Origin of the sequence: Aeromonas rivipollensis (assembly GCF_037811135.1) — a bacterium.
In the GTDB taxonomy this organism is placed as follows: Bacteria; Pseudomonadota; Gammaproteobacteria; order Enterobacterales; family Aeromonadaceae; genus Aeromonas; species Aeromonas rivipollensis.
Genome location: NZ_CP149130.1, coordinates 1,753,749 through 1,772,304 on the forward strand (window position 1 = coordinate 1,753,749; position 18,556 = coordinate 1,772,304).

The following is an 18,556-nucleotide window of genomic DNA, read 5'->3' on the forward strand; positions in this document are numbered from 1 at the left end:
AGGCTGTGATTATTGGGTCACAACCCCATCTGGGGTGCCGATCAACACCACATCGGCGCCGCGGTGGGCGAACAGGCCGTTGGTGACCACGCCGACGATGGCGTTGAGCTGCACTTCCAGCTCTTTGGCGTCTGTGATGGCCATGCCCTTGACGTCCAGAATGATGTTGCCGTTGTCGGTCACCACACCCTCACGCCAGACCGGGTTGCCACCCAGCTTCCTGATCTCGCGGGCCACGTATTCGCGGGCCATGGGGATCACTTCGACCGGCAGCGGGAACTGGCCCAGCACCTCGACGGTCTTGGTGTTGTCGATGATGCAGATGAACTGGTCGGCCACGGCCGCGACTATCTTCTCGCGGGTCAGGGCGGCGCCGCCCCCCTTGATCATGTCGCGGGTTCCGTTGATCTCGTCGGCACCATCCACGTAGACGGAGAGGGCATCGATGTCGTTGAGATCAAACACCGGGATGCCGAAACCCTTGAGGCGCTCGGTGGAGGCGATGGAGCTCGATACCGCGCCCTTGATCTCGTCCTTCATGGTCGCCAGTGCGTCGATGAAGTGATTGACGGTAGAGCCGGTGCCCACCCCGACGATGGTGCCGGGTACCACGTATTTGAGCGCAGCCCAACCGGCCGCCTTCTTCATTTCATCTTGAGTCATGATGGATCCTTATGGAAAAAGCGGGCGCATTATATCCAAGCATCCTCTCCAGAGCGACCATGGCGGTCACGTTCCGGGGCAAAAAGCCCCAAGATGTAAATCGTTTGCCTGTTTATTGAGCCAAGGGGCGGGGGAAGGGGAACCAGCCCCCGGCAGCAGGGCCGAGCTTGCTAGGAGAAGCGCCAGCAACGGGCGGGGGTGATGATCTGGGGCAGGGGCACGTCCCACTGCGCCTGGGGCACTGACTCCACCTGCTGGCAGTCGTGGGCGAGCCCCAGCGGTCTTGGGCCCAGCCCGTGTTCGTGCCAGCAGGCCAGGGTGCGATCGTAATAGCCGCCCCCCATGCCGAGCCGGTTGCCCTCGGCATCGAAGGCCACCAGCGGGGTGCAGATAAGATCCAGCATGCTGTGGGGCAGTACCTGCTGCACATCGAGTTCGGGCTCGGCGATGCCATAGCGGTTGCGGGTCATGGGGCTGGTGGCGGTGTAGCGCAAGAAGAGCAGGTGACCCGGGGTGAAGGGGTGCAGCACCGGCAGGAAGACCTCCTTGCGCTGGCTCCAGAGCCAGTGAATGGCGGGCAGGGGATCGAGCTCGCCGTCATTGGCCAGGTAGAGGGCGATGCGTCTGGCCGCCTGGATCTCGGGGTGTTCCTGAAAACGCGTGACCAGCTGCTGGGCCGCCGCCTGCTGCTCGGCCTGACTCAGGCTCTTTCTGCGTTGGCGGATCAGTTGGCGCAGGCTCTGCCGCTCGGGCTGGGTATCCGGCATGGGGGCTCCTGTGGTGGGGCTAAGGGACTGGGTTACCTTAACAAGGGGCCATCGGGATGAAAAGCGGGGAAGGGCAAGGTTGGCATCAGGCCGGACACGAGTGCCCGGCCTGATGAAGTTGTTTAGACCTGCGCCGATGGCTCGGCCGCCGTTCGCAACTGGTGCTTGACGAACACCGCCACTATGGCGGCTAGCCCCAGCTGATGATCAGGCGACCTGTCGGCTATCGGCGCCGCCGCGTACCTGGTGCTTGATAAAGACGGCGATGAGAGCGGCCAGCCCCAGGGCCATGGGATAGAAGCTCATGCTCACCACGGCCAGGGGGGAGAGGGCGAAGATGGAGCCCAGCAGCAGCGCCTGGGCGCCCCAGGGGATCAAGCCCTGCACCACGCAGGAGAAGATATCCAGCATGGAGGCGGCGCGGCGCGGGGTGACACCGTGATGCTCCGCCAGATCCCGGGCCACCTTGCTGGCGACTATGATGGCCACCGTATTGTTGGCGGTGCAGAGGTTGGTCAGCCCCACCACGCCGGCGATGCCGAGCTCGGCGGCCTTCTCGTTTTGCTCGCCGTCATGATGACGGGTGAAGCGCGCGATGAGGGCGGCGATGCGGGCGCTGATCCAGGCAAGGCCTCCCTGACGCTCCATCAGGGCGCCGAGGCCACCGATGAGCATGGAGAGCAGGAAGATCTCCTGCATGCTGGTGAAGCCCTGGTAGATGTCCTTGCTGAACTGGCCCAGGGGATAGCCTCCGATCATGCCTACGCCACCGGCGGCCAGGATGCCAAGGCCGAGCACCACGAAGACGTTCATGCCACCGAGTGCCAGCACCAGGATCAGCAGGTAGGGCATCACCTTGAGCAGATCCGCGCTGGCGGTGGCGGTGGGAGCCTCACCAGTGGAGCCCAGCAGCAGGTAGAGCAGGATCACCAGCACGGCGGCGGGGGCGGCAATCTTGACGTTCTCGCGGAACTTGTCCTTCATCTCGCAGCCCTGGCTGCGGGTCGCCGCTATGGTGGTGTCCGAGATGATGGAGAGGTTGTCGCCGAACATGGCACCGGAGAGAATGGTGCCCGCCATCAGCACGGGATCTATGCCGGTGGCCTGGGCGACGCCGAGGGCTACGGGGGCCACGGCCCCTATGGTGCCCATTGAGGTACCCATGGCGGTGGCAATGAAGGCGGAGATAAGGAAGAGTCCCGGCAGCAGGAACCAGCCCGGGATCAGGGAGAGGCCGAGGGCGACGGTGGCATCCACCCCGCCGGTGGCCTTGGCCACGGTGGCGAAGGCACCCGCCAGCAGATAGATGAGGCACATGGCCATGATGTTGCTGTCACCCACCCCCTTGAAGAAGGTCTCAAGGTTGCGGTTGAAGCCCTCTTTACCCAGCATCAGCGCCAGCATGACGGCGGGCAGGGCGGCCACGGGGGCGGGCAGCTGGTAGAAGGCGAACTCGACCCCCTGCAGGGTCAGCCAGGTGCCGGTACCGATGAAGAGAGCAAGAAAGACCAGAAGGGGCAGCAGGGCTCTGGCACTGGGTTGGGTCTGGATCATGTGTTCCTCGAAACTTGAACAATGACCTCCTGTCGCAGCCTGTGTTGGCCCGAGTATGCTCGGACACAGGGTAGGCATCCTGCCGCTATGGGGGGCTTACAGTAGTGAGTCGGGGACACCTGGTCAAGATAGACGTCCAGATGGATAAGTCTTTTTCTCTTGTGATTCTGATGTACTGATTAAATCCGTCAATTATTCGGATTTAATGGTAATTTGTTGTTGATGTGGCGGCGTTGCGCGAGCGGCTACGGAAGGCTTTTCAAAGCCGGCGCGGGCTGGTAAAACGGTCTCTTTCCATAATAAAGAGATGAGAGGGTGGAGATGGACAATCCGATCCGTGTGGCCGTGATGGGCTGTAATGGTCGTATGGGCAAGGTGCTGCTGGAGGCCATCACCAACGCCGAGGGCGTGGTGGTGGGTGCGGCGCTGGAGCGACCCGGCTCTGCCGTGATAGGCCTGGATGCGGGTGAACTCAATGGCCTGGGCCGACTTGGGGTCAACATCAGCGACAGCCTGGACAAGGTGCGCGATGAGTTCGATCTCATCATCGACTTCACCCGTCCCGAGGTGACCCTGGCCAACCTGACCTTCGCCCTGGCCCATGGCAAGCAGATGGTGATAGGCACCACCGGCTTTGACGAGGCAGGCAAGGCCGCGCTGCACGAGGCGGGCAAGCAGATCGGCATCGTCTTCGCGTCCAACTACTCGGTCGGCGTCAACCTGGTGTTCAAGCTGCTGGAGCAGGCCGCCAAGGTGATGGGGGATTACACCGACATCGAGATCATCGAGGGGCACCACAGGCACAAGGTGGATGCACCGTCCGGCACCGCGCTCTCCATGGGGGAAGTGGTGGCCAAGACCCTCGGACGTGACTTGAAAGAGTGCGCCGTCTATGGCCGCGAGGGGATCACCGGCGAGCGGGATCGCAACACCATCGGCTTTGCCACCATTCGCGCCGGGGATCTGGTGGGGGAGCACACCGTCATGTTTGCCGACATCGGCGAGCGGGTGGAGATCAGCCACAAGGCCTCGAGCCGCCTGACCTTTGCCAATGGCGCCGTGCGGGCGGGCAAGTGGCTCGGCCAGCAGGGCGCGGGTCTCTACGACATGCAGGACGTGCTCGACCTCAAATAGGGCACAGCGGGAGCCCGACAAGGGCTCTCCTCCCCCCGCTCTGGTTGTCAGACCCCGGCTCGCCGGGGTTTTGTTTATGGTTTTTGTAAAAACAAGCGTTAAGCACCGCTTTTGTGGTGAACCTGCCTAAATCTCCCACTTCTCACTCCTGTGCCACACTCCTGCGACAAAAATGTCATCAGAGGGTAACGGGATTGGGTCTCAACCTGCCCTGTAGCCCACTTTTTTCACATCCAACCAAACAGACTAAAAATGCAATCAAAGAAAAACGTTTTCTATTTTTCTTGGTCAGTTTTCTATCGCCAAATGGCACTTTTTGGCTTTCGTTGTTTGTTTTTTAAATTCATATTCATCTGTTTATTAACGATAAAATATCGATTTTTGTCTTCTGGGTAGTATGGGTGGGTGCTTTTGTTTCGGGTTTTGGCTTTTCTTTTGGGGGAGGGGGTTGCAAAGCGCCTTAGTGCATAGATAATGGGTAATGTTGCTTGTTTATTGAATTTAGATGCATTTCAAACGAGAAAAGACGTTGAAATGAGATCGTTTTTAAGTAGAATGCGCCCAATTTGCCAGAAATCTGCCGGGTTTGAGCCCTGTTTCAAACAGCGTCCGGACCCGCAACACCCAGGTAAATTGCTGAATTTAAAGCTAAATAACTGGAGGTTGTCTTGAATCACACTGCATTGCTAGTGCTGGAAGATGGAACTGTGTTCAAAGGCGTGTCGATAGGCGCCGAGGGATGTTCCGTTGGTGAAGTGGTTTTCAATACGTCGATGACGGGCTATCAGGAAATCCTCACCGATCCCTCTTATTCCCGTCAGATAGTCACCCTCACTTACCCCCATATAGGCAACACCGGCACCAACAGCGAAGATGAAGAGTCCAGTCAAATCCACGCGCAGGGATTGATCATCCGGGACCTTCCGATACTTGCCTCCAATTTCCGCAATCAGCAATCCCTCTCCGATTACCTCAAGTCTCACAACATCGTTGGCATCGCCGACATCGACACCCGCAAACTGACCCGTATCCTGAGGGAGAAGGGTGCCCAGGCCGGTTGCATCCTGGCCGGCAAGCAGCTCGATGAAGCCCATGCCCTGAGCCAGGCCCGCGCCTTCCCCGGCCTCAAGGGGATGGATCTGGCCAAGGAAGTGACGGTTAGCGAAGCCTACGCCTGGACCGAAGGCAGCTGGCAGCTTGGCAAGGGGCACGTTACCCCGGAGGCCGACGAGCTCAAGTACCACGTGGTGGCTTACGACTTTGGCGTCAAGCGCAACATCTTGCGCATGCTGGTGGACCGTGGCTGCCGCCTGACCGTGGTGCCGGCCAAGACCCCGGCCGCCGAGGTGCTGGCGATGAACCCCGATGGCATCTTCCTCTCCAACGGCCCCGGTGACCCCGAGCCGTGCGACTACGCCATCGAGGCCATCAAGACCTTCCTCGGGACCAACACCCCTGTGTTCGGCATCTGCCTGGGTCACCAGCTGCTGGGTCTGGCCTCCGGCGCCAAGACAGTCAAGATGAAGTTCGGTCACCACGGTGCCAACCACCCGGTGAAGAGCCTCGATGACAACACCGTCATGATCACCGCCCAGAACCACGGCTTTGCGGTGGACGAGAACAGCCTGCCGGAGTGCCTGCGTGCCACCCACGTCTCCCTGTTCGACGGCTCCCTGCAAGGCATACATCGCACCGATCGTCCGGCCTTCAGCTTCCAGGGTCACCCCGAAGCGAGCCCGGGCCCCCACGATTGTGCCGGTCTGTTCGACCACTTTATTGAATTGATTAAGCAGTATCGCGCCTAAGAGGATAAAGAGAGCCATGCCAAAACGTAACGACCTACAGAGCATCCTGATCCTCGGCGCCGGCCCCATCGTCATCGGTCAGGCCTGCGAATTCGACTACTCCGGCGCCCAGGCCTGCAAGGCCCTGCGCGAGGAGGGCTACCGCGTCATCCTGGTGAACTCCAACCCGGCCACCATCATGACCGACCCCGAGATGGCGGACGCCACCTACATCGAGCCCATCACCTGGGAAGTGGTGCGCGAGATCATCAAGAAAGAGCGTCCGGATGCCGTACTGCCCACCATGGGCGGCCAGACTGCGCTCAACTGCGCGCTGGATCTGGAGAAGCACGGCGTGCTGGCGGAGTTCGGTGTGGAGATGATAGGCGCCACCGCCGATGCCATTGACAAGGCGGAAGATCGTCGTCGCTTCGACATCGCCATGAAGAGCATTGGCCTGGAGTGCCCCCGTGCCGGCATCGCCCACAACATGGAAGAGGCGTGGAAGGTGCAGCAGATGGTCGGCTTCCCCTGCATCATCCGTCCCTCCTTCACCATGGGCGGCTCGGGTGGCGGCATCGCCTACAACACCGAAGAGTTCGTCGAGATCTGCGAGCGCGGCCTGGATCTCTCTCCGACCAAGGAGCTGCTCATCGATGAGTCCCTGATCGGCTGGAAAGAGTACGAGATGGAAGTGGTGCGGGATCGCAACGACAACTGCATCATCGTCTGCGCCATCGAAAACTTCGACCCCATGGGTATCCACACCGGTGACTCCATCACTGTCGCGCCAGCCCAGACGCTGACCGACAAGGAGTACCAGCTGATGCGCAACGCCTCCATGGCGGTGCTGCGCGAGATCGGTGTCGAGACCGGCGGCTCCAACGTCCAGTTCGGCATCAACCCGAAAGATGGCCGCATGGTCATCATCGAGATGAACCCGCGGGTCTCCCGCTCCTCCGCGCTGGCCTCCAAGGCGACCGGTTTCCCCATCGCCAAGATCGCCGCCAAGCTCGCCATCGGTTACACCCTGGACGAGCTGATGAACGACATCACCGGCGGTCGCACTCCGGCCTCCTTCGAGCCGGCCATCGACTATGTGGTCACCAAGATCCCGCGCTTCAACTTCGAGAAGTTTGCCGGTGCCAACGACCGTCTCACCACTCAGATGAAGTCCGTCGGTGAAGTGATGGCCATCGGCCGCAACTTCCAGGAGTCCCTGCACAAGGCGCTGCGCAGCCTCGAGACCGGCAAGACCGGCTTCGACCCCATGGTGGACCTCAATGCCCCCGACTCCCTGACCCGCATCCGCCACGAGCTGCAGGATGCCGGTTGCGACCGGATCTGGTACATCGCCGATGCGTTCCGCGCCGGCCTCTCCATGGACGGCATCTTCAAGCTGACCAAGATTGACCCCTGGTTCCTGGTGCAGATCGAAGAGCTGGTGAAGCTGGAAGAGCAGGTGAAAGAGCGCGGCATGGCTGGCCTTGACGCCGACTTCCTGCGCACCCTGAAGCGCAAGGGCTTCGCCGACGCTCGTCTGGCCAAGATCCTCGGCGTGGCCGAGGGCGAGGTGCGCAAAGCCCGTGCCCGCCACAACATCTTCCCGGTCTACAAGCGGGTCGATACCTGCGCCGCCGAGTTTGCCACCAACACCGCCTACATGTACTCCAGCTATGACGAGGAGTGCGAAGCGGCCCCGACCAATCGTGACAAGATCATGATCATCGGTGGCGGCCCGAACCGCATCGGTCAGGGCATCGAGTTTGACTACTGCTGCGTGCACGCGGCCCTGGCCCTGCGCGAAGACGGTTACGAGACCATCATGGTCAACTGCAACCCGGAAACCGTCTCCACCGACTACGACACCTCCGACCGTCTCTATTTCGAGCCGGTGACCCTGGAAGACGTGCTGGAAATCGTGCGGGTCGAGCAGCCCAAGGGCGTCATCGTCCAGTACGGCGGTCAGACCCCGCTCAAGCTTGCCCGTGCCCTGGAAGCGAACGGCGTGCCTGTCATCGGCACCAGCCCGGATGCCATCGACCGCGCCGAAGACCGCGAGCGTTTCCAGTCCGCCGTCGAGCGCCTCGGCCTCAAGCAGCCGGAAAACGGCACCGTCACCGCCCTGGAGCAGGCGGTACAGGTCGCCGCCCGCATCACCTACCCCCTGGTAGTGCGCCCCTCCTATGTACTGGGTGGCCGCGCCATGGAAATCGTCTATGACGAGCAGGATCTGCGCCGCTACTTCGCCGAAGCCGTGAGCGTCTCCAACGAGTCGCCGGTACTGCTGGATCGCTTCCTCGACGACGCCACCGAGGTGGATGTGGACGCCATCTGTGACGGCGTGGACGTGGTCATCGGCGGCATCATGGAGCACATCGAGCAGGCCGGTATCCACTCCGGTGACTCCGCCTGCTCCCTGCCGCCCTACACCCTGTCCAAGGCCATCCAGGACGAGATGCGCGAGCAGGTACGCAAGCTGGCGCTGGAACTCGGCGTGGTGGGCTTGATGAACGTGCAGTTCGCGGTGAAAGACAACGAGATCTACCTCATCGAGGTGAACCCGCGCGCCGCCCGGACAGTGCCATTCGTCTCCAAGGCCACCGGTGCCCCGCTGGCCAAGATTGCCGCCCGCGTCATGGCCGGTCAGAGCCTGCAGGATCAAGGTTTCACCACCGAGATCATCCCGCCCTACTACTCGGTCAAAGAGGTGGTGCTGCCCTTTGCGAAGTTCCCGGGGGTGGATCCGCTGCTGGGGCCAGAAATGCGCTCCACCGGCGAGGTGATGGGGGTGGGCAGCAGCTTCGCCGAGGCCTATGCCAAGGCTCAGCTGGGTGCCGGCCACCAGGTGCCGAGCGAAGGCCGCGCCCTGCTCTCGGTGCGCCACGGCGACAAGGAGCGGGTGGTGAACCTGGCTGCCAAGTTGCTGGAGCTGGGTTATGACCTCGACGCCACTCACGGCACCGCCGTGACCCTGGGGGAGGCGAGCATCAACCCCCGTCTGGTGAACAAGGTGCATGAAGGCCGTCCGCACATTCTGGATCGCATCAAGAATGGCGAGTACACCTACATCGTCAACACCGCCGAGGGTCGTCAGGCCATCCAGGACTCCAAGCAGCTGCGCCGCGGCGCCCTGCAGCACAAGGTGGCCTACACCACCACGCTGCACGCGGCCTTCGCCACCTGCATGGCCATCAGCGTCGATGCCACCGCCAACGTGAACTCGGTGCAGGAGCTGCACCACAAGGTCAAGCACCGCTAAGGTGCGCGCGGCCAGGGCCGGCTCTTCCGGCCCTGGATGCAAGCCTGACAACACCCCGCCAGCGATGGCGGGGTGTTTCTTTTGGTGGGGGCGGCGGATCCCGGGCGCATCGGGCCATCATGCACGGGGTGGCGTAAACAGCGACAATGAAGGGTGAAAAACGCCCTTTAATAGACTAAGTGAGAACATAAATTGCCTATATGATGCCATTGGCAACAACCTTCGCAATCACTCACCCCGAACGCCTCCCTATACTGGTTTCTCATCACATGCGTGAGCAAACAAGGTCGTCCGCGCCGGCAAGCATTCAGTGTCACAGGGTTGCGAGAGGATCAGGGCCAGCGGCTTATCCAGCCAGCCTGGCCGGCCCCTTCCACCGATAGGGGCCAATGGAAACCGGCTGTGGGGTAACCGCCGCACCGCCAGTCAGGGCCAGCGTTATCGCGCCAGCCCGCTCCCCCTCCTTGCCCCCTGTTACCTGCCCGGTCGCCTGGCACCTCAGCATATCTGCCAAGGGAATCTGAATATGAGCTTCGATCATCGCAAATACCGCCCAGCCCCCGTCATCGCACTGGCGGACAGACAGTGGCCCAACCGGGTGATGACGCGTGCGCCGCTCTGGTGCGCCGTGGACCTGCGGGACGGCAACCAGGCGCTGGTCGAGCCCATGACGGTGGCCCAGAAGCTGCAAATGTGGGCCCTGATGACCCATGTCGGCTTCAAGCATATCGAGGTGGGTTTCCCCGCCGCCTCCCAACCCGACTTTGACTTCGTGCGGGAACTCATCGAGCGCAACCTCATTCCGGACGATGTCACCATCCAGGTGCTGGTGCAGGCCCGCGAAGATCTCATCGCCCGCACCTTCGACTCCCTCAAGGGGGTGAAACGGGCCATCGTCCATGTCTACAACTCGGTCAACCCGACCCAGCGCAACTATGTGTTCAACTCAGGGAAGGAGGGGGTCAAGGCCATCGCCGTGCAGGGTGCGCGCTGGGTGCGGGAATACGCGGCCCGCAACCACGGCACCGAGTGGAGCTTCCAGTATTCCCCCGAGAGTTTCAGCAGCACAGAGGTGGAGTTCGCGGTGGAGGTGTGCGACGCCGTCATCGACGAGTGGCGCCCCGCCGCCCGTCCCATGATCCTCAACCTCCCCGCCACTGTCGAGGTGAGCACCCCCAACGTGTTTGCGGATCAGGTGGAGTGGTTCTGCCGCCACCTCAAGGCGCGCCCCGAGGTGAGCATCTCCATCCACACCCATAACGATAGGGGCTGCGGGGTGGCCGCCGCCGAGCTGGCGGTGCTGGCGGGGGCCGATCGTATCGAGGGCACCCTGCTTGGCAACGGCGAGCGCACCGGCAACATGGACATAGTCACCATGGCCATGAACCTCTACAGCCAGGGCATAGACCCCGAGCTGGACTTGTCGGACATGGATGCCATAGTGGCGACAGTGGGCGCCTGCACCCAGATTGCCCTGCACCCGCGCCACCCCTATGCCGGCGAGCTGGTCTACACGGCGTTTTCCGGCAGCCACCAGGACGCCATCCGCAAGTCCCTGGCGGCCGAGAAGCCCGACGCCTACTGGGACGTGGCCTACCTGCCCATCGATCCTTCCGATCTGGGCCGCAGCTACGAGGCGGTGATCCGCATCAACAGCCAGTCCGGCAAGGGGGGCGTCACCTATCTGCTGGAGCGCGATCTTGGCCTGCAACTGCCGCGCTGGCTGCAGATCGACTTCAGCCGCCGGGTCCAGGCCCAGGCTGAGGCTTGCAGCAGCGAAATCAGCCCGGAGCAGATCCGCGCCCTGTTCGAGCAGCACTACCTCGAGCCGCCGCACGGTTATCGCATCGGTCGCTTCCAGCTCGGCCACGACAGCCAGGAGACACTGCGCCTCGAGCTGCAGACCCCGGACGGCAGCCTGCAGCTCCGTGGTGAGGGGGAGGGGGCCATCACGGCCCTGGTCAACGGCTGGGAGCGCCAGACCGGCATGCACATCGACGTGCTGGACTACTCGGAACATGCGCTCTGCGCCGGAACCGAATCCCGCGCCGCCGCCTATGTGCTGCTGAGCGTCGACGGCCAGCGCATGTGCGGGGTGGCCATAGGTCGCGATGTGGTCAACGCCTCCTTGCAGGCGGTGATCAATGGCGCCGCCCAGATCCGCGCCCTGCGCCAGAGTGCGTGAGGGGCGGGCGTGCCTGGGATGAGGCCAGCCCCTTGAAGGGCGTCCTGTGCACCGCCCGTGCCAGGGGTTAGCCGGCGGCAACAGGGCGGCCCACAGCGCAAATTGGTACCTGGATCCCTTCACCCATGTGGTGAGGGGATTGTTTTTTATGGAAAAATCAGCTCACAATACGAGCGCCGTGCGGCCAGGATTGGCCTTGCGGTTCATTGGGTGCTGGCGGCTGGGTGCAGCCGCCTGGGATAGAGGAAGTGCAGGTTTGGAGCCATAACAATGATGAAGACTCCCCTCAGGTTATCCGTACACCCCGCCCGGTTCTTCTCGCTCTCCCCCGGTCGCCGCTTCGCCCTGCTGAGCCTGCTCTGCCTGTTGCTGCTGACGGGAGGGCTCTATGCCGCGAGTTTCGCGCGCTTGTCCGAGCATAACCTCTACACCATCGGTGCCCTAGCCGAGGCCATCAACGTGCTGACCCTGCTGTTCATGTTCTGGGTGGTGCAGTGTGCCCAGATCTCGAACCGGACCTACCTGTTTCTCAGTGCCGGTCTGGGGGGGTGGCTGGTGTCGGGGACCATAGATCTGATGGACGAGGCCTACTTCCAGCCCTGGTGGCTCTCCACCGTCGAGGACAGCCTGCGTACCCTCGGCATGCTGGCCACGGCCTGGGGCGTGCTGTTGATGGTGCAACAGATGTATGGCACCCAGTCTAGGCTGGCCTCGCTCGCCATGTCCGACGAACTGACGGGTCTCTCCAATCGCCGCGCGTTTCGCGCCGTGCTGGAAGCCCATGTGGATCAGGGGACGCCGTTGCTGCTGCTGGATCTCGATCACTTCAAGCAGATCAACGATCGCTACGGCCACGGCATAGGTGACAATGTGCTGCAGGAGTTCAGCGCCTTGCTGTGTCAGCACTGTCCGCCGGACGGTGTGGTGGCGCGCCTGGGGGGAGAGGAGTTCGCCATCTGGCTGCCCGGCATGCTGAGCGACAAGGCCCAGGTACTGGCGGAGCAGATAAGAGTGGCCACCGAGGCCCTGGTTGCCTGCGACGAGGTGAAGTTCACAGTTAGCATCGCCGTCGGCATCGGCCAGGCGGGGGAGACGGTCGAGACGCTGGTCAAACGCACCGATCTCGCGCTCTACCGGGCCAAGCACCTGGGGCGCAACCGGGTCGAGCTGGCGTGATGACGCCAGGGGATGCCGCAGCTCTGGGCCCGGGCCGCTCTACTGCCTTCAGATTGCCCGCACCATCCACTACAATGACCACCTGTTTGCATTCGGGGCCCGTCATCCGGGATGAGGGGCCCGTACCCGCACTTTATCGGAAGCCCTCATGATCCCCTCTCATCCTTTATCCTTCGCCCCCTGGCGCCTCTGCGCACTGCTGGTTGCCGCCATGCTGGCGGGCTGCGCCAGTGAACCGACCGCTCCTACCGTCGAGGAGGCCGCCGTCATCGCCAAACAACCCAAGGCGATGCAGCCGCGCAAGCCAGCGGACATGAAGAGCCGCATAGTGCGCTTCCTGCCGCGCCAGGTGCAGGACAAGCCGGGTTGGGCTAACGACGTGGTGACGGCGCTCAGCACCCAGGGGCTGACGGTGAGCGATCACAATGTCTGCTCGGTGCTGGCGGTGGCGGAGCAGGAGGCCACCTATCAGGCCGATCCCGTGGTGCCGGGGCTTGGCAAGATAGCCTGGAAGGAGATCAACGCCCGGGCCGCCAAGCTGCTGATCCCCGAGTTTGTGGTGCGCACCGCCCTCTCCATCACCTCTCCCACGGGCAAATCCTACGCCGCGCGCATCGATGCCCTTCGCACCGAGCGAGAGATGAGCGAGATCTTCGAGGACATGATAGGGGCCGTGCCCATGGGCAAGACGCTGTTTGGCAACCTCAATCCGGTGCGTACCGGGGGCCCCATGCAGGTGAGCGTGGCCTTTGCCGAGGCCAACGCCCGCGGTTATCCCTATCCGGTGAAGGAGTCCATCCGCCACGAAGTCTTCACCCGTCGCGGCGGCATCTGGTTTGGCACCAAACACATCTTCGGCTATCCCGCCGACTACCCGGACACCCTCTATCGCTTCGCCGACTTCAACGCCGGCTGGTATGCGAGCCGCAACGCCGCCTTCCAGGCTGCGGTGAGCCGGGTCAGCGGCAAGACCCTGGCCCTGGACGGGGATCTCGTTCGCTACGACTCCGACCTGCCCGGCAAGACGGAGCTCGCGGTGCACAGCATCGCCAGCCGCGTCAACATGAGCAAGCAGGCCATCCACCAGAGCCTGCTCAAGGGAGACAGCAGCGATTTTGCCCAGACCGACCTCTATCACAGGGTCTTTACCCTGGCCGACAAGCAGGCGGGCAAGCGACAGCCCCGCGCCGTGCTGCCTGGCATCCAGCTGAAAAGCCCCAAGATCACCCGCAACCTCACCACCGCCTGGTTCGCCAAGCGGGTGGATGACAGGGAGCAGGCCTGCGTCAGAAAGCTGGCGAGCATTCGCTGACAGTCAGAGACAACAAGGGCGGCCACTTGGCCGCCCTTGTTCATTGTGCTTTGACCACCTGGCTGGTCAGGGTTGGTAGGTGCCAGGTTCCCCCCAGGGCTATCATGCGGCAGCTGCCTGTGGTGCTTTTCTCGCGCTGCACGAAGGTTTTGCCGTCCCAGACCCAGCTTTCGAAAGAAAAACAATCTCCTATCCCTCTTCCTTTATGTGAGGCACTCAGTTCACCCATTCCATAACCATTTGCGTCAGTGTTGATGAGGGTCGCACTGCCGGTATCAAGGTTCGTATCAATCAGAATGAATGCCGAACCGTCGTTGTAAGCGGCGAGCCAGCAGGGTAGCTGGACCAAGGCTCGTTCTTGGTTCAGGGGATAGAGCATGCCACCTTCCGAATCTTCATAGGTTATGGGACAGGTGTCTTTATCGACTTGCTGTTTCAGCCACATACCTATGCTCTGTTGCTCCTGCTGGGTGAGCGGGCGGGAGAGGTTATCTGCGGTTACGGCGCCGGCGTGGATCACGGGGGCCGCCAAGGCAGGAGGTATGGATGTTGTGGGTAGCGAGCCCTGTTTGGTCAGGGCTGTACTGGTATTGAGACGGCCTTGGAACTCATCCATTTTGAGAAAAATGGCATAGGCACCGGCACCGGATAGCGGTTCCTGGTGCTTGCTCCATTCAAATACCACCTTGCCAGTTCCTTTAATTGCTCGAACTAGCGCTGCAGTTTGTAGCTGACTGAACGGAATCCGCTCTTTTACGGTGCCGAGTACCTCATTATTGATGCGCAGTGTGATCAAACCATCAGCGGGGGCCTCCGGGGTCTGTTCATCAACTTCTGCGATGGCAAGCTCGGCATGCAGTGTGCCCTTGGCGCCAGCCTCTCGGGTGAGTAGAACCGATAGTCCACCCAATTTTGCACTGTAACCAGCTGCTCGGCATGTGCGCGTGTTGTCGCAGGCCACTTCCCAGTCTTTGTGTTGAAAAGAGATCCCTTCAGTAAATGAGCCGAGTGCAGAGGTCAGCAGTGTTGTGATGAGCATGAAATGGTTCCTGAAGCATGGGAAAGGTCAGGATAGCATTCTGGACGGCTCACATTGAATCTTGTTGTGGGCTAACTTAACTGAGCCGAGGGACATAGCCCTTTGATCCGACTAGAAACTCATCGCCAGCCCGATGGAGTAGCCGCTGGTGTTGTGGCTGAACATATAGCGGGCCACCAGCCGGGTACGGGTGATGAAGATGTCGTATTTGCTGCTGTCGAGCTCGAGGCCAAGGCCCAGGGAGTTGAGGCTGTTGAAGCCGAGCAGGCCTCGCTGCTCTCCCAGGTACTCGGTTCTGGCGCCTTCCAGCACGTAGCGCAGCGGGCGATCCAGCAGGGTCCAGGTGAAGAGTGGCGCCCGGCGGCGCAGGTAGAGCCCGAGGTTCTCCGCCTCGGCCTGACCGGTGACGCTGTCGGCGGTGCCGGTGAAACTTTGCAGATGCTGATAGGAGTAGCGCAGCTCGGCGTCGATGTCCTGGGACTTGGAGAAGAGCTCATAGTCGAGCATGAGGGATCCCCCCAGTCCATAGACGTTGAGGTTGCCGCCATCGAGGAAGTCGAGGTTTCTGCCCGTCCTGTATTCGATCAGGGCGGCGCCGATGCGCAGATCGCTCGCCACCGTGCCCAGGGTGAAGTTGGCGATGGGGCGCAGCACCAGGTTGCCGCCAAAGCGGTCACGGTGCAGGCTGAAGTCCCAGCCGATGCCGCCGGTGGCGCTCAGGCTGTTCCATTTGGTGGGGATGGTGCGGGTCTCGTTGCCGTCGGTGAACACGAACTGGGGATCGTAGCGGCTGTATCCCAGGGTGCCCTCCAGATAGATGGGGAAGCCCTCGCTCATGGTGGCGCCGCCGCCGAGCTGGGTGATGGTCAGGGCCGAACTTTCGTTGGTGCCCCCCCCTATGTCCAGGTTGCTGGCGGTGATGTCCGGCACCACTGTGTAGCTCATCAGGGAGACCACCGCATTGGCTCGCTGTTGAACCAGGGACCCGTCATTGGCCTGGGCGGCCTGGCTGAAGAGTCCGAGCCCGCCCAGCAGAAGCATGCTTGCGTGAAGATAAGAAGAGGGGAGATGCGCCATACCTAGCTCCGTGGACCTCCTCGTCCACTGAGGAGTCCTTACACTGTAACGGTTTTTCTACCGCCATGGCAGCCCGCCTAGGCGCCAACTGACTATATTCTTTGCCATTTTACGGCGCAGGAGTGAGAGGGCTCTGGCCGCGAGATCACCTTGCCGCCGGTGCACCGGGTTGCCGGTGCCGGATGACGGAGTATCCACATAAATGGCAGACATTAATTTATTGTTCAGTTCCCCGGGTGTATAACGGGCCTCCCGCAGGAACTTATGGGGGTGGTACCAGGGAGGGGTGACCAGACCGGGCCTTAGGGCCGTCATGACGGATGCGCATTACGTTGATGGGAGTCATACCAGATGCAGGACATGCTGCTTGCCATATGGCATCAGGACTTTGAGCAATTAATACAACTGCAGGCAGTCGGTCTGCTCGTCACCTGTCTGGTGGTGATCCTCTTTCTCGAATCGAGCTTCGTCTTTTTGCCGCTGCCGGGGGACAGCCTGGTGCTGCTGGCCGGTGGTCTGGTGGGCATGGGAGTGCTCGGGCCCGAGGTGGTGTTCCTCTATCTGCCCCTGGCGGCCGGCGTCGGCAGCGTGATGGCGTACTGGCAGGGCCATGCGCTCCATGGTACCCGCTTCATGGGCCAGGTGGAGCGGGTGATCCCGGAAGGCAGCCTGCCCCGCGCCTCCCGGCTGCTCGAACGCTATGGCTTCTGGGCCATGTTCGTCTCCCGTTTCATCCCCTTCGTGCGGGTGCTGACGCCCATGCTGATGGGGATCTCCCGCCTGAACCTGCTGCGGGTGGCCATGAGCAGCTTTGCCAGCGCCTTCCTCTGGGCCCTGGTTCTCAGCATGGTCGGCAAGTTCATGATGGCGACGCCGCTCTTGGCCGATCATCACGAGCTGTTGACCAAGTGCCTGCTGGTGACCTCCTTCGCCCTCTTCGTCATCGCCGTGGCCGCCATCGGCATGCGGCTGCTCAAGCGCTCGACCAAGAGGGCGCGCTGAGCTGAGCAAGGGACGGGCCTGCCCCCCGTCCCTTGTCCCCGAGCCGCCTGCCTCAGGCGGCTCGCCCCGGTGGCGTAAAAATACAGGCCATTTGAGGCGGAAATCCTGATGCCTATCTGTTACACTTCGCGCCCGCCATTTTCCGGCTCATCTTCTGATGTGATGTCAGACCCAGCCGTCCTTGGCCCCAAGCCTCGCCGAGGCCGTGCCACATGCCGGCCCAGGCCACTTAAGCCAACTACAGCTCAGCTGGAACACAGGAACCCATTATGAGATTTGAATCGTTCGATTTTGCCCCCGAGATTTTGCGTGCCGTCTCAGAGTGCGGTTATCAGGAGATGACCCCTGTGCAGCAGCAGGCGATCCCGACCATTCGCCGTGGCAGCGACGTGCTGGCCAGCGCCCAGACTGGCACCGGCAAGACGGCGGCCTTTGCGCTGCCCATACTGCAACGTCTGGTGGATAACCCGGCCCCGGCCCAGCCGTCCAACGCCCGGGTGCTGATCCTGACCCCGACCCGCGAGCTGGCTGCCCAGGTGGCGAGCAACATCAACGACTTCGCCAAGTATCTGGACATCAGCGTGCTGACCCTGGTCGGTGGTGGCAAGCAGGACGTGCAGGCCCGCAAACTCAAGGCCGGTGCGCACATCATAGTGGCGACCCCGGGCCGCCTGCTCGAGCACCTGACCGCCTGCAACCTCAGCCTCTCCGGTGTCGAGACCCTGGTACTGGACGAAGCGGATCGCATCCTCGACATGGGCTTCAGCGCCGATGTGCAGCAGATCCTGCAGGCTGTGAACAAGACCCGTCAGAACCTGCTCTTCTCCGCCACCTTCTCCGACGCCGTGAAGAAGCTGGCCAACTTGATGCTGGACAGACCGCAGATCATCAGCGTCAACAAGCAGAACTCCACCGCCGATACCGTCAGCCACACCGTCTATCCGGTGGAGCAGAAGCGCAAGCGCGAGCTGCTCTCCGAGCTCATCGGCAAGCAGAACTGGCAACAGGTGCTGGTGTTCGCCAGTACTCGCGAGAGCTGTGACGTGCTGGTGGAAGAGCTGAACCTCGACGGCATCAAGTCCGCCGTGGTCCATGGCGAGAAGGCCCAGGGCAGCCGTCGCCGCGCCCTGCGCGAGTTCATGGAAGGCAAGGTACGGGTGCTGGTCGCCACCGAAGTGGCCGCCCGTGGTCTGGACATCCCGGATCTGCAGTACGTGGTCAACTACGATCTGCCCTTCCTGGCGGAAGATTACGTCCACCGCATCGGCCGCACCGGCCGCGCCGGCAAGAGTGGCATGGCCGTCTCCTTCGTCAGCCGCGAAGAGGAACGCACCCTGCTCGAGATCGAAGCGCTGATCGGCCAGAAGATCCGCCGCATCATGGTGCCGGGCTACGAGGTGAGCAGCCGCGACGAGCTGATCAAGCAGTTGCAGGAGCGCCGCCGTTTCGGCAAGCGCCCGCAGCGGGAAGACAACGCCGCCGCCCAGGTGATGGCCGAGGCCAAGCTGCAGGGCCAGCGTCTCAAGCGTCTGGCGGCCGCCAAGAAGCCCCGTCAGGGCAAGTAAGGGCCTCGAACCCTCTCTATTGAACCGCAAAGGCGC

Annotated in this window: 13 protein-coding genes; 8 read left to right on the forward strand and 5 right to left on the reverse strand. The window is 62.2% G+C overall.

Annotated elements, in window-relative coordinates:
* Window positions 1-9: 9 nt before the first annotated feature.
* The 3 genes from rpiA to WIR04_RS08160 all read right to left on the reverse strand — a co-directional run bounded on the left by rpiA (window position 10) and on the right by WIR04_RS08160 (window position 2,984).
* Entirely contained in the window at window positions 10-663 is a 654-nt protein-coding gene (gene rpiA, locus WIR04_RS08150; RefSeq protein ID WP_338891811.1) for a ribose-5-phosphate isomerase RpiA, read from the reverse strand.
* Window positions 664-833: 170 nt separating this feature from the next.
* Window positions 834-1,430, reverse strand: coding sequence for a 5-formyltetrahydrofolate cyclo-ligase (locus tag WIR04_RS08155; RefSeq protein ID WP_338891813.1), 597 nt, complete (start codon window positions 1,428-1,430; stop codon window positions 834-836).
* Between the two features lie 207 nt (window positions 1,431-1,637).
* Window positions 1,638-2,984, reverse strand: coding sequence for a Na+/H+ antiporter NhaC family protein (locus WIR04_RS08160; RefSeq protein ID WP_307764420.1), 1,347 nt, complete (start codon window positions 2,982-2,984; stop codon window positions 1,638-1,640).
* A gap of 321 nt (window positions 2,985-3,305) precedes the next feature.
* Between WIR04_RS08160 and dapB the strand changes: the two genes are divergently transcribed.
* From dapB to WIR04_RS08190, 6 genes are all read left to right on the forward strand, one after another.
* The gene (gene dapB / locus WIR04_RS08165; protein ID WP_338891816.1) at window positions 3,306-4,118 is read left to right on the forward strand and encodes a 4-hydroxy-tetrahydrodipicolinate reductase; all 813 of its coding nucleotides are present in this window, start codon (window positions 3,306-3,308) and stop codon (window positions 4,116-4,118) included.
* A gap of 668 nt (window positions 4,119-4,786) precedes the next feature.
* Entirely contained in the window at window positions 4,787-5,923 is a 1,137-nt protein-coding gene (gene carA / locus WIR04_RS08170) for a glutamine-hydrolyzing carbamoyl-phosphate synthase small subunit (RefSeq protein WP_307764421.1), read from the forward strand.
* Between the two features lie 16 nt (window positions 5,924-5,939).
* A complete protein-coding gene (gene carB, locus WIR04_RS08175) occupies window positions 5,940-9,164 on the forward strand; it encodes a carbamoyl-phosphate synthase large subunit (protein WP_338891818.1) in 3,225 nt (1,074 codons plus the stop codon).
* Window positions 9,165-9,690: 526 nt separating this feature from the next.
* Window positions 9,691-11,349, forward strand: a complete 1,659-nt coding sequence (gene leuA / locus WIR04_RS08180; RefSeq protein WP_338891820.1) for a 2-isopropylmalate synthase — start codon at window positions 9,691-9,693, stop codon at window positions 11,347-11,349.
* A gap of 270 nt (window positions 11,350-11,619) precedes the next feature.
* The gene (locus WIR04_RS08185) at window positions 11,620-12,525 is read left to right on the forward strand and encodes a GGDEF domain-containing protein (protein ID WP_338891822.1); all 906 of its coding nucleotides are present in this window, start codon (window positions 11,620-11,622) and stop codon (window positions 12,523-12,525) included.
* Between the two features lie 148 nt (window positions 12,526-12,673).
* Window positions 12,674-13,837 (forward strand): DUF1615 domain-containing protein, encoded by a 1,164-nt coding sequence (locus tag WIR04_RS08190; protein ID WP_338891823.1) that lies wholly within the window; start codon window positions 12,674-12,676, stop codon window positions 13,835-13,837.
* Between the two features lie 40 nt (window positions 13,838-13,877).
* Here WIR04_RS08190 and WIR04_RS08195 read toward each other — a convergent pair whose 3' ends face one another.
* Window positions 13,878-14,876 (reverse strand): DUF1176 domain-containing protein, encoded by a 999-nt coding sequence (locus WIR04_RS08195; RefSeq protein ID WP_338891825.1) that lies wholly within the window; start codon window positions 14,874-14,876, stop codon window positions 13,878-13,880.
* A 111-nt stretch (window positions 14,877-14,987) separates the two neighbouring features.
* Window positions 14,988-15,953: a hypothetical protein gene (locus tag WIR04_RS08200; protein ID WP_420883450.1), complete on the reverse strand. Its 966-nt coding sequence runs from the start codon at window positions 15,951-15,953 to the stop codon at window positions 14,988-14,990.
* 351 nt (window positions 15,954-16,304) lie between these two features.
* Here WIR04_RS08200 and WIR04_RS08205 point away from each other — a divergent pair, with 351 nt between their 5' ends.
* A complete protein-coding gene (locus WIR04_RS08205) occupies window positions 16,305-16,955 on the forward strand; it encodes a DedA family protein (protein ID WP_338891827.1) in 651 nt (216 codons plus the stop codon).
* 269 nt (window positions 16,956-17,224) lie between these two features.
* Window positions 17,225-18,520: a DEAD/DEAH box helicase gene (locus WIR04_RS08210; RefSeq protein ID WP_025327384.1), complete on the forward strand. Its 1,296-nt coding sequence runs from the start codon at window positions 17,225-17,227 to the stop codon at window positions 18,518-18,520.
* The last annotated feature ends 36 nt before the right edge of the window (window positions 18,521-18,556 follow it).

Bases quoted from the DNA above. Each gene is read 5' to 3' on its own strand.
- WIR04_RS08205 (WP_338891827.1), top strand. From the start codon at position 16,305: ATGCAGGACATGCTGCTTGCCATATGGCATCAGGACTTTGAGCAATTA.
- dapB (WP_338891816.1), top strand. From the start codon at position 3,306: ATGGACAATCCGATCCGTGTGGCCGTGATGGGCTGTAATGGTCGTATG.
- carB (WP_338891818.1), top strand. From the start codon at position 5,940: ATGCCAAAACGTAACGACCTACAGAGCATCCTGATCCTCGGCGCCGGC.
- WIR04_RS08195 (WP_338891825.1), bottom strand. From the start codon at position 14,876: ATGCTCATCACAACACTGCTGACCTCTGCACTCGGCTCATTTACTGAA.
- WIR04_RS08200 (WP_420883450.1), bottom strand. From the start codon at position 15,953: ATGGCGCATCTCCCCTCTTCTTATCTTCACGCAAGCATGCTTCTGCTG.
- WIR04_RS08210 (WP_025327384.1), top strand. From the start codon at position 17,225: ATGAGATTTGAATCGTTCGATTTTGCCCCCGAGATTTTGCGTGCCGTC.
- WIR04_RS08155 (WP_338891813.1), bottom strand. From the start codon at position 1,430: ATGCCGGATACCCAGCCCGAGCGGCAGAGCCTGCGCCAACTGATCCGC.
- WIR04_RS08185 (WP_338891822.1), top strand. From the start codon at position 11,620: ATGATGAAGACTCCCCTCAGGTTATCCGTACACCCCGCCCGGTTCTTC.
- WIR04_RS08190 (WP_338891823.1), top strand. From the start codon at position 12,674: ATGATCCCCTCTCATCCTTTATCCTTCGCCCCCTGGCGCCTCTGCGCA.
- leuA (WP_338891820.1), top strand. From the start codon at position 9,691: ATGAGCTTCGATCATCGCAAATACCGCCCAGCCCCCGTCATCGCACTG.
- WIR04_RS08160 (WP_307764420.1), bottom strand. From the start codon at position 2,984: ATGATCCAGACCCAACCCAGTGCCAGAGCCCTGCTGCCCCTTCTGGTC.
- rpiA (WP_338891811.1), bottom strand. From the start codon at position 663: ATGACTCAAGATGAAATGAAGAAGGCGGCCGGTTGGGCTGCGCTCAAA.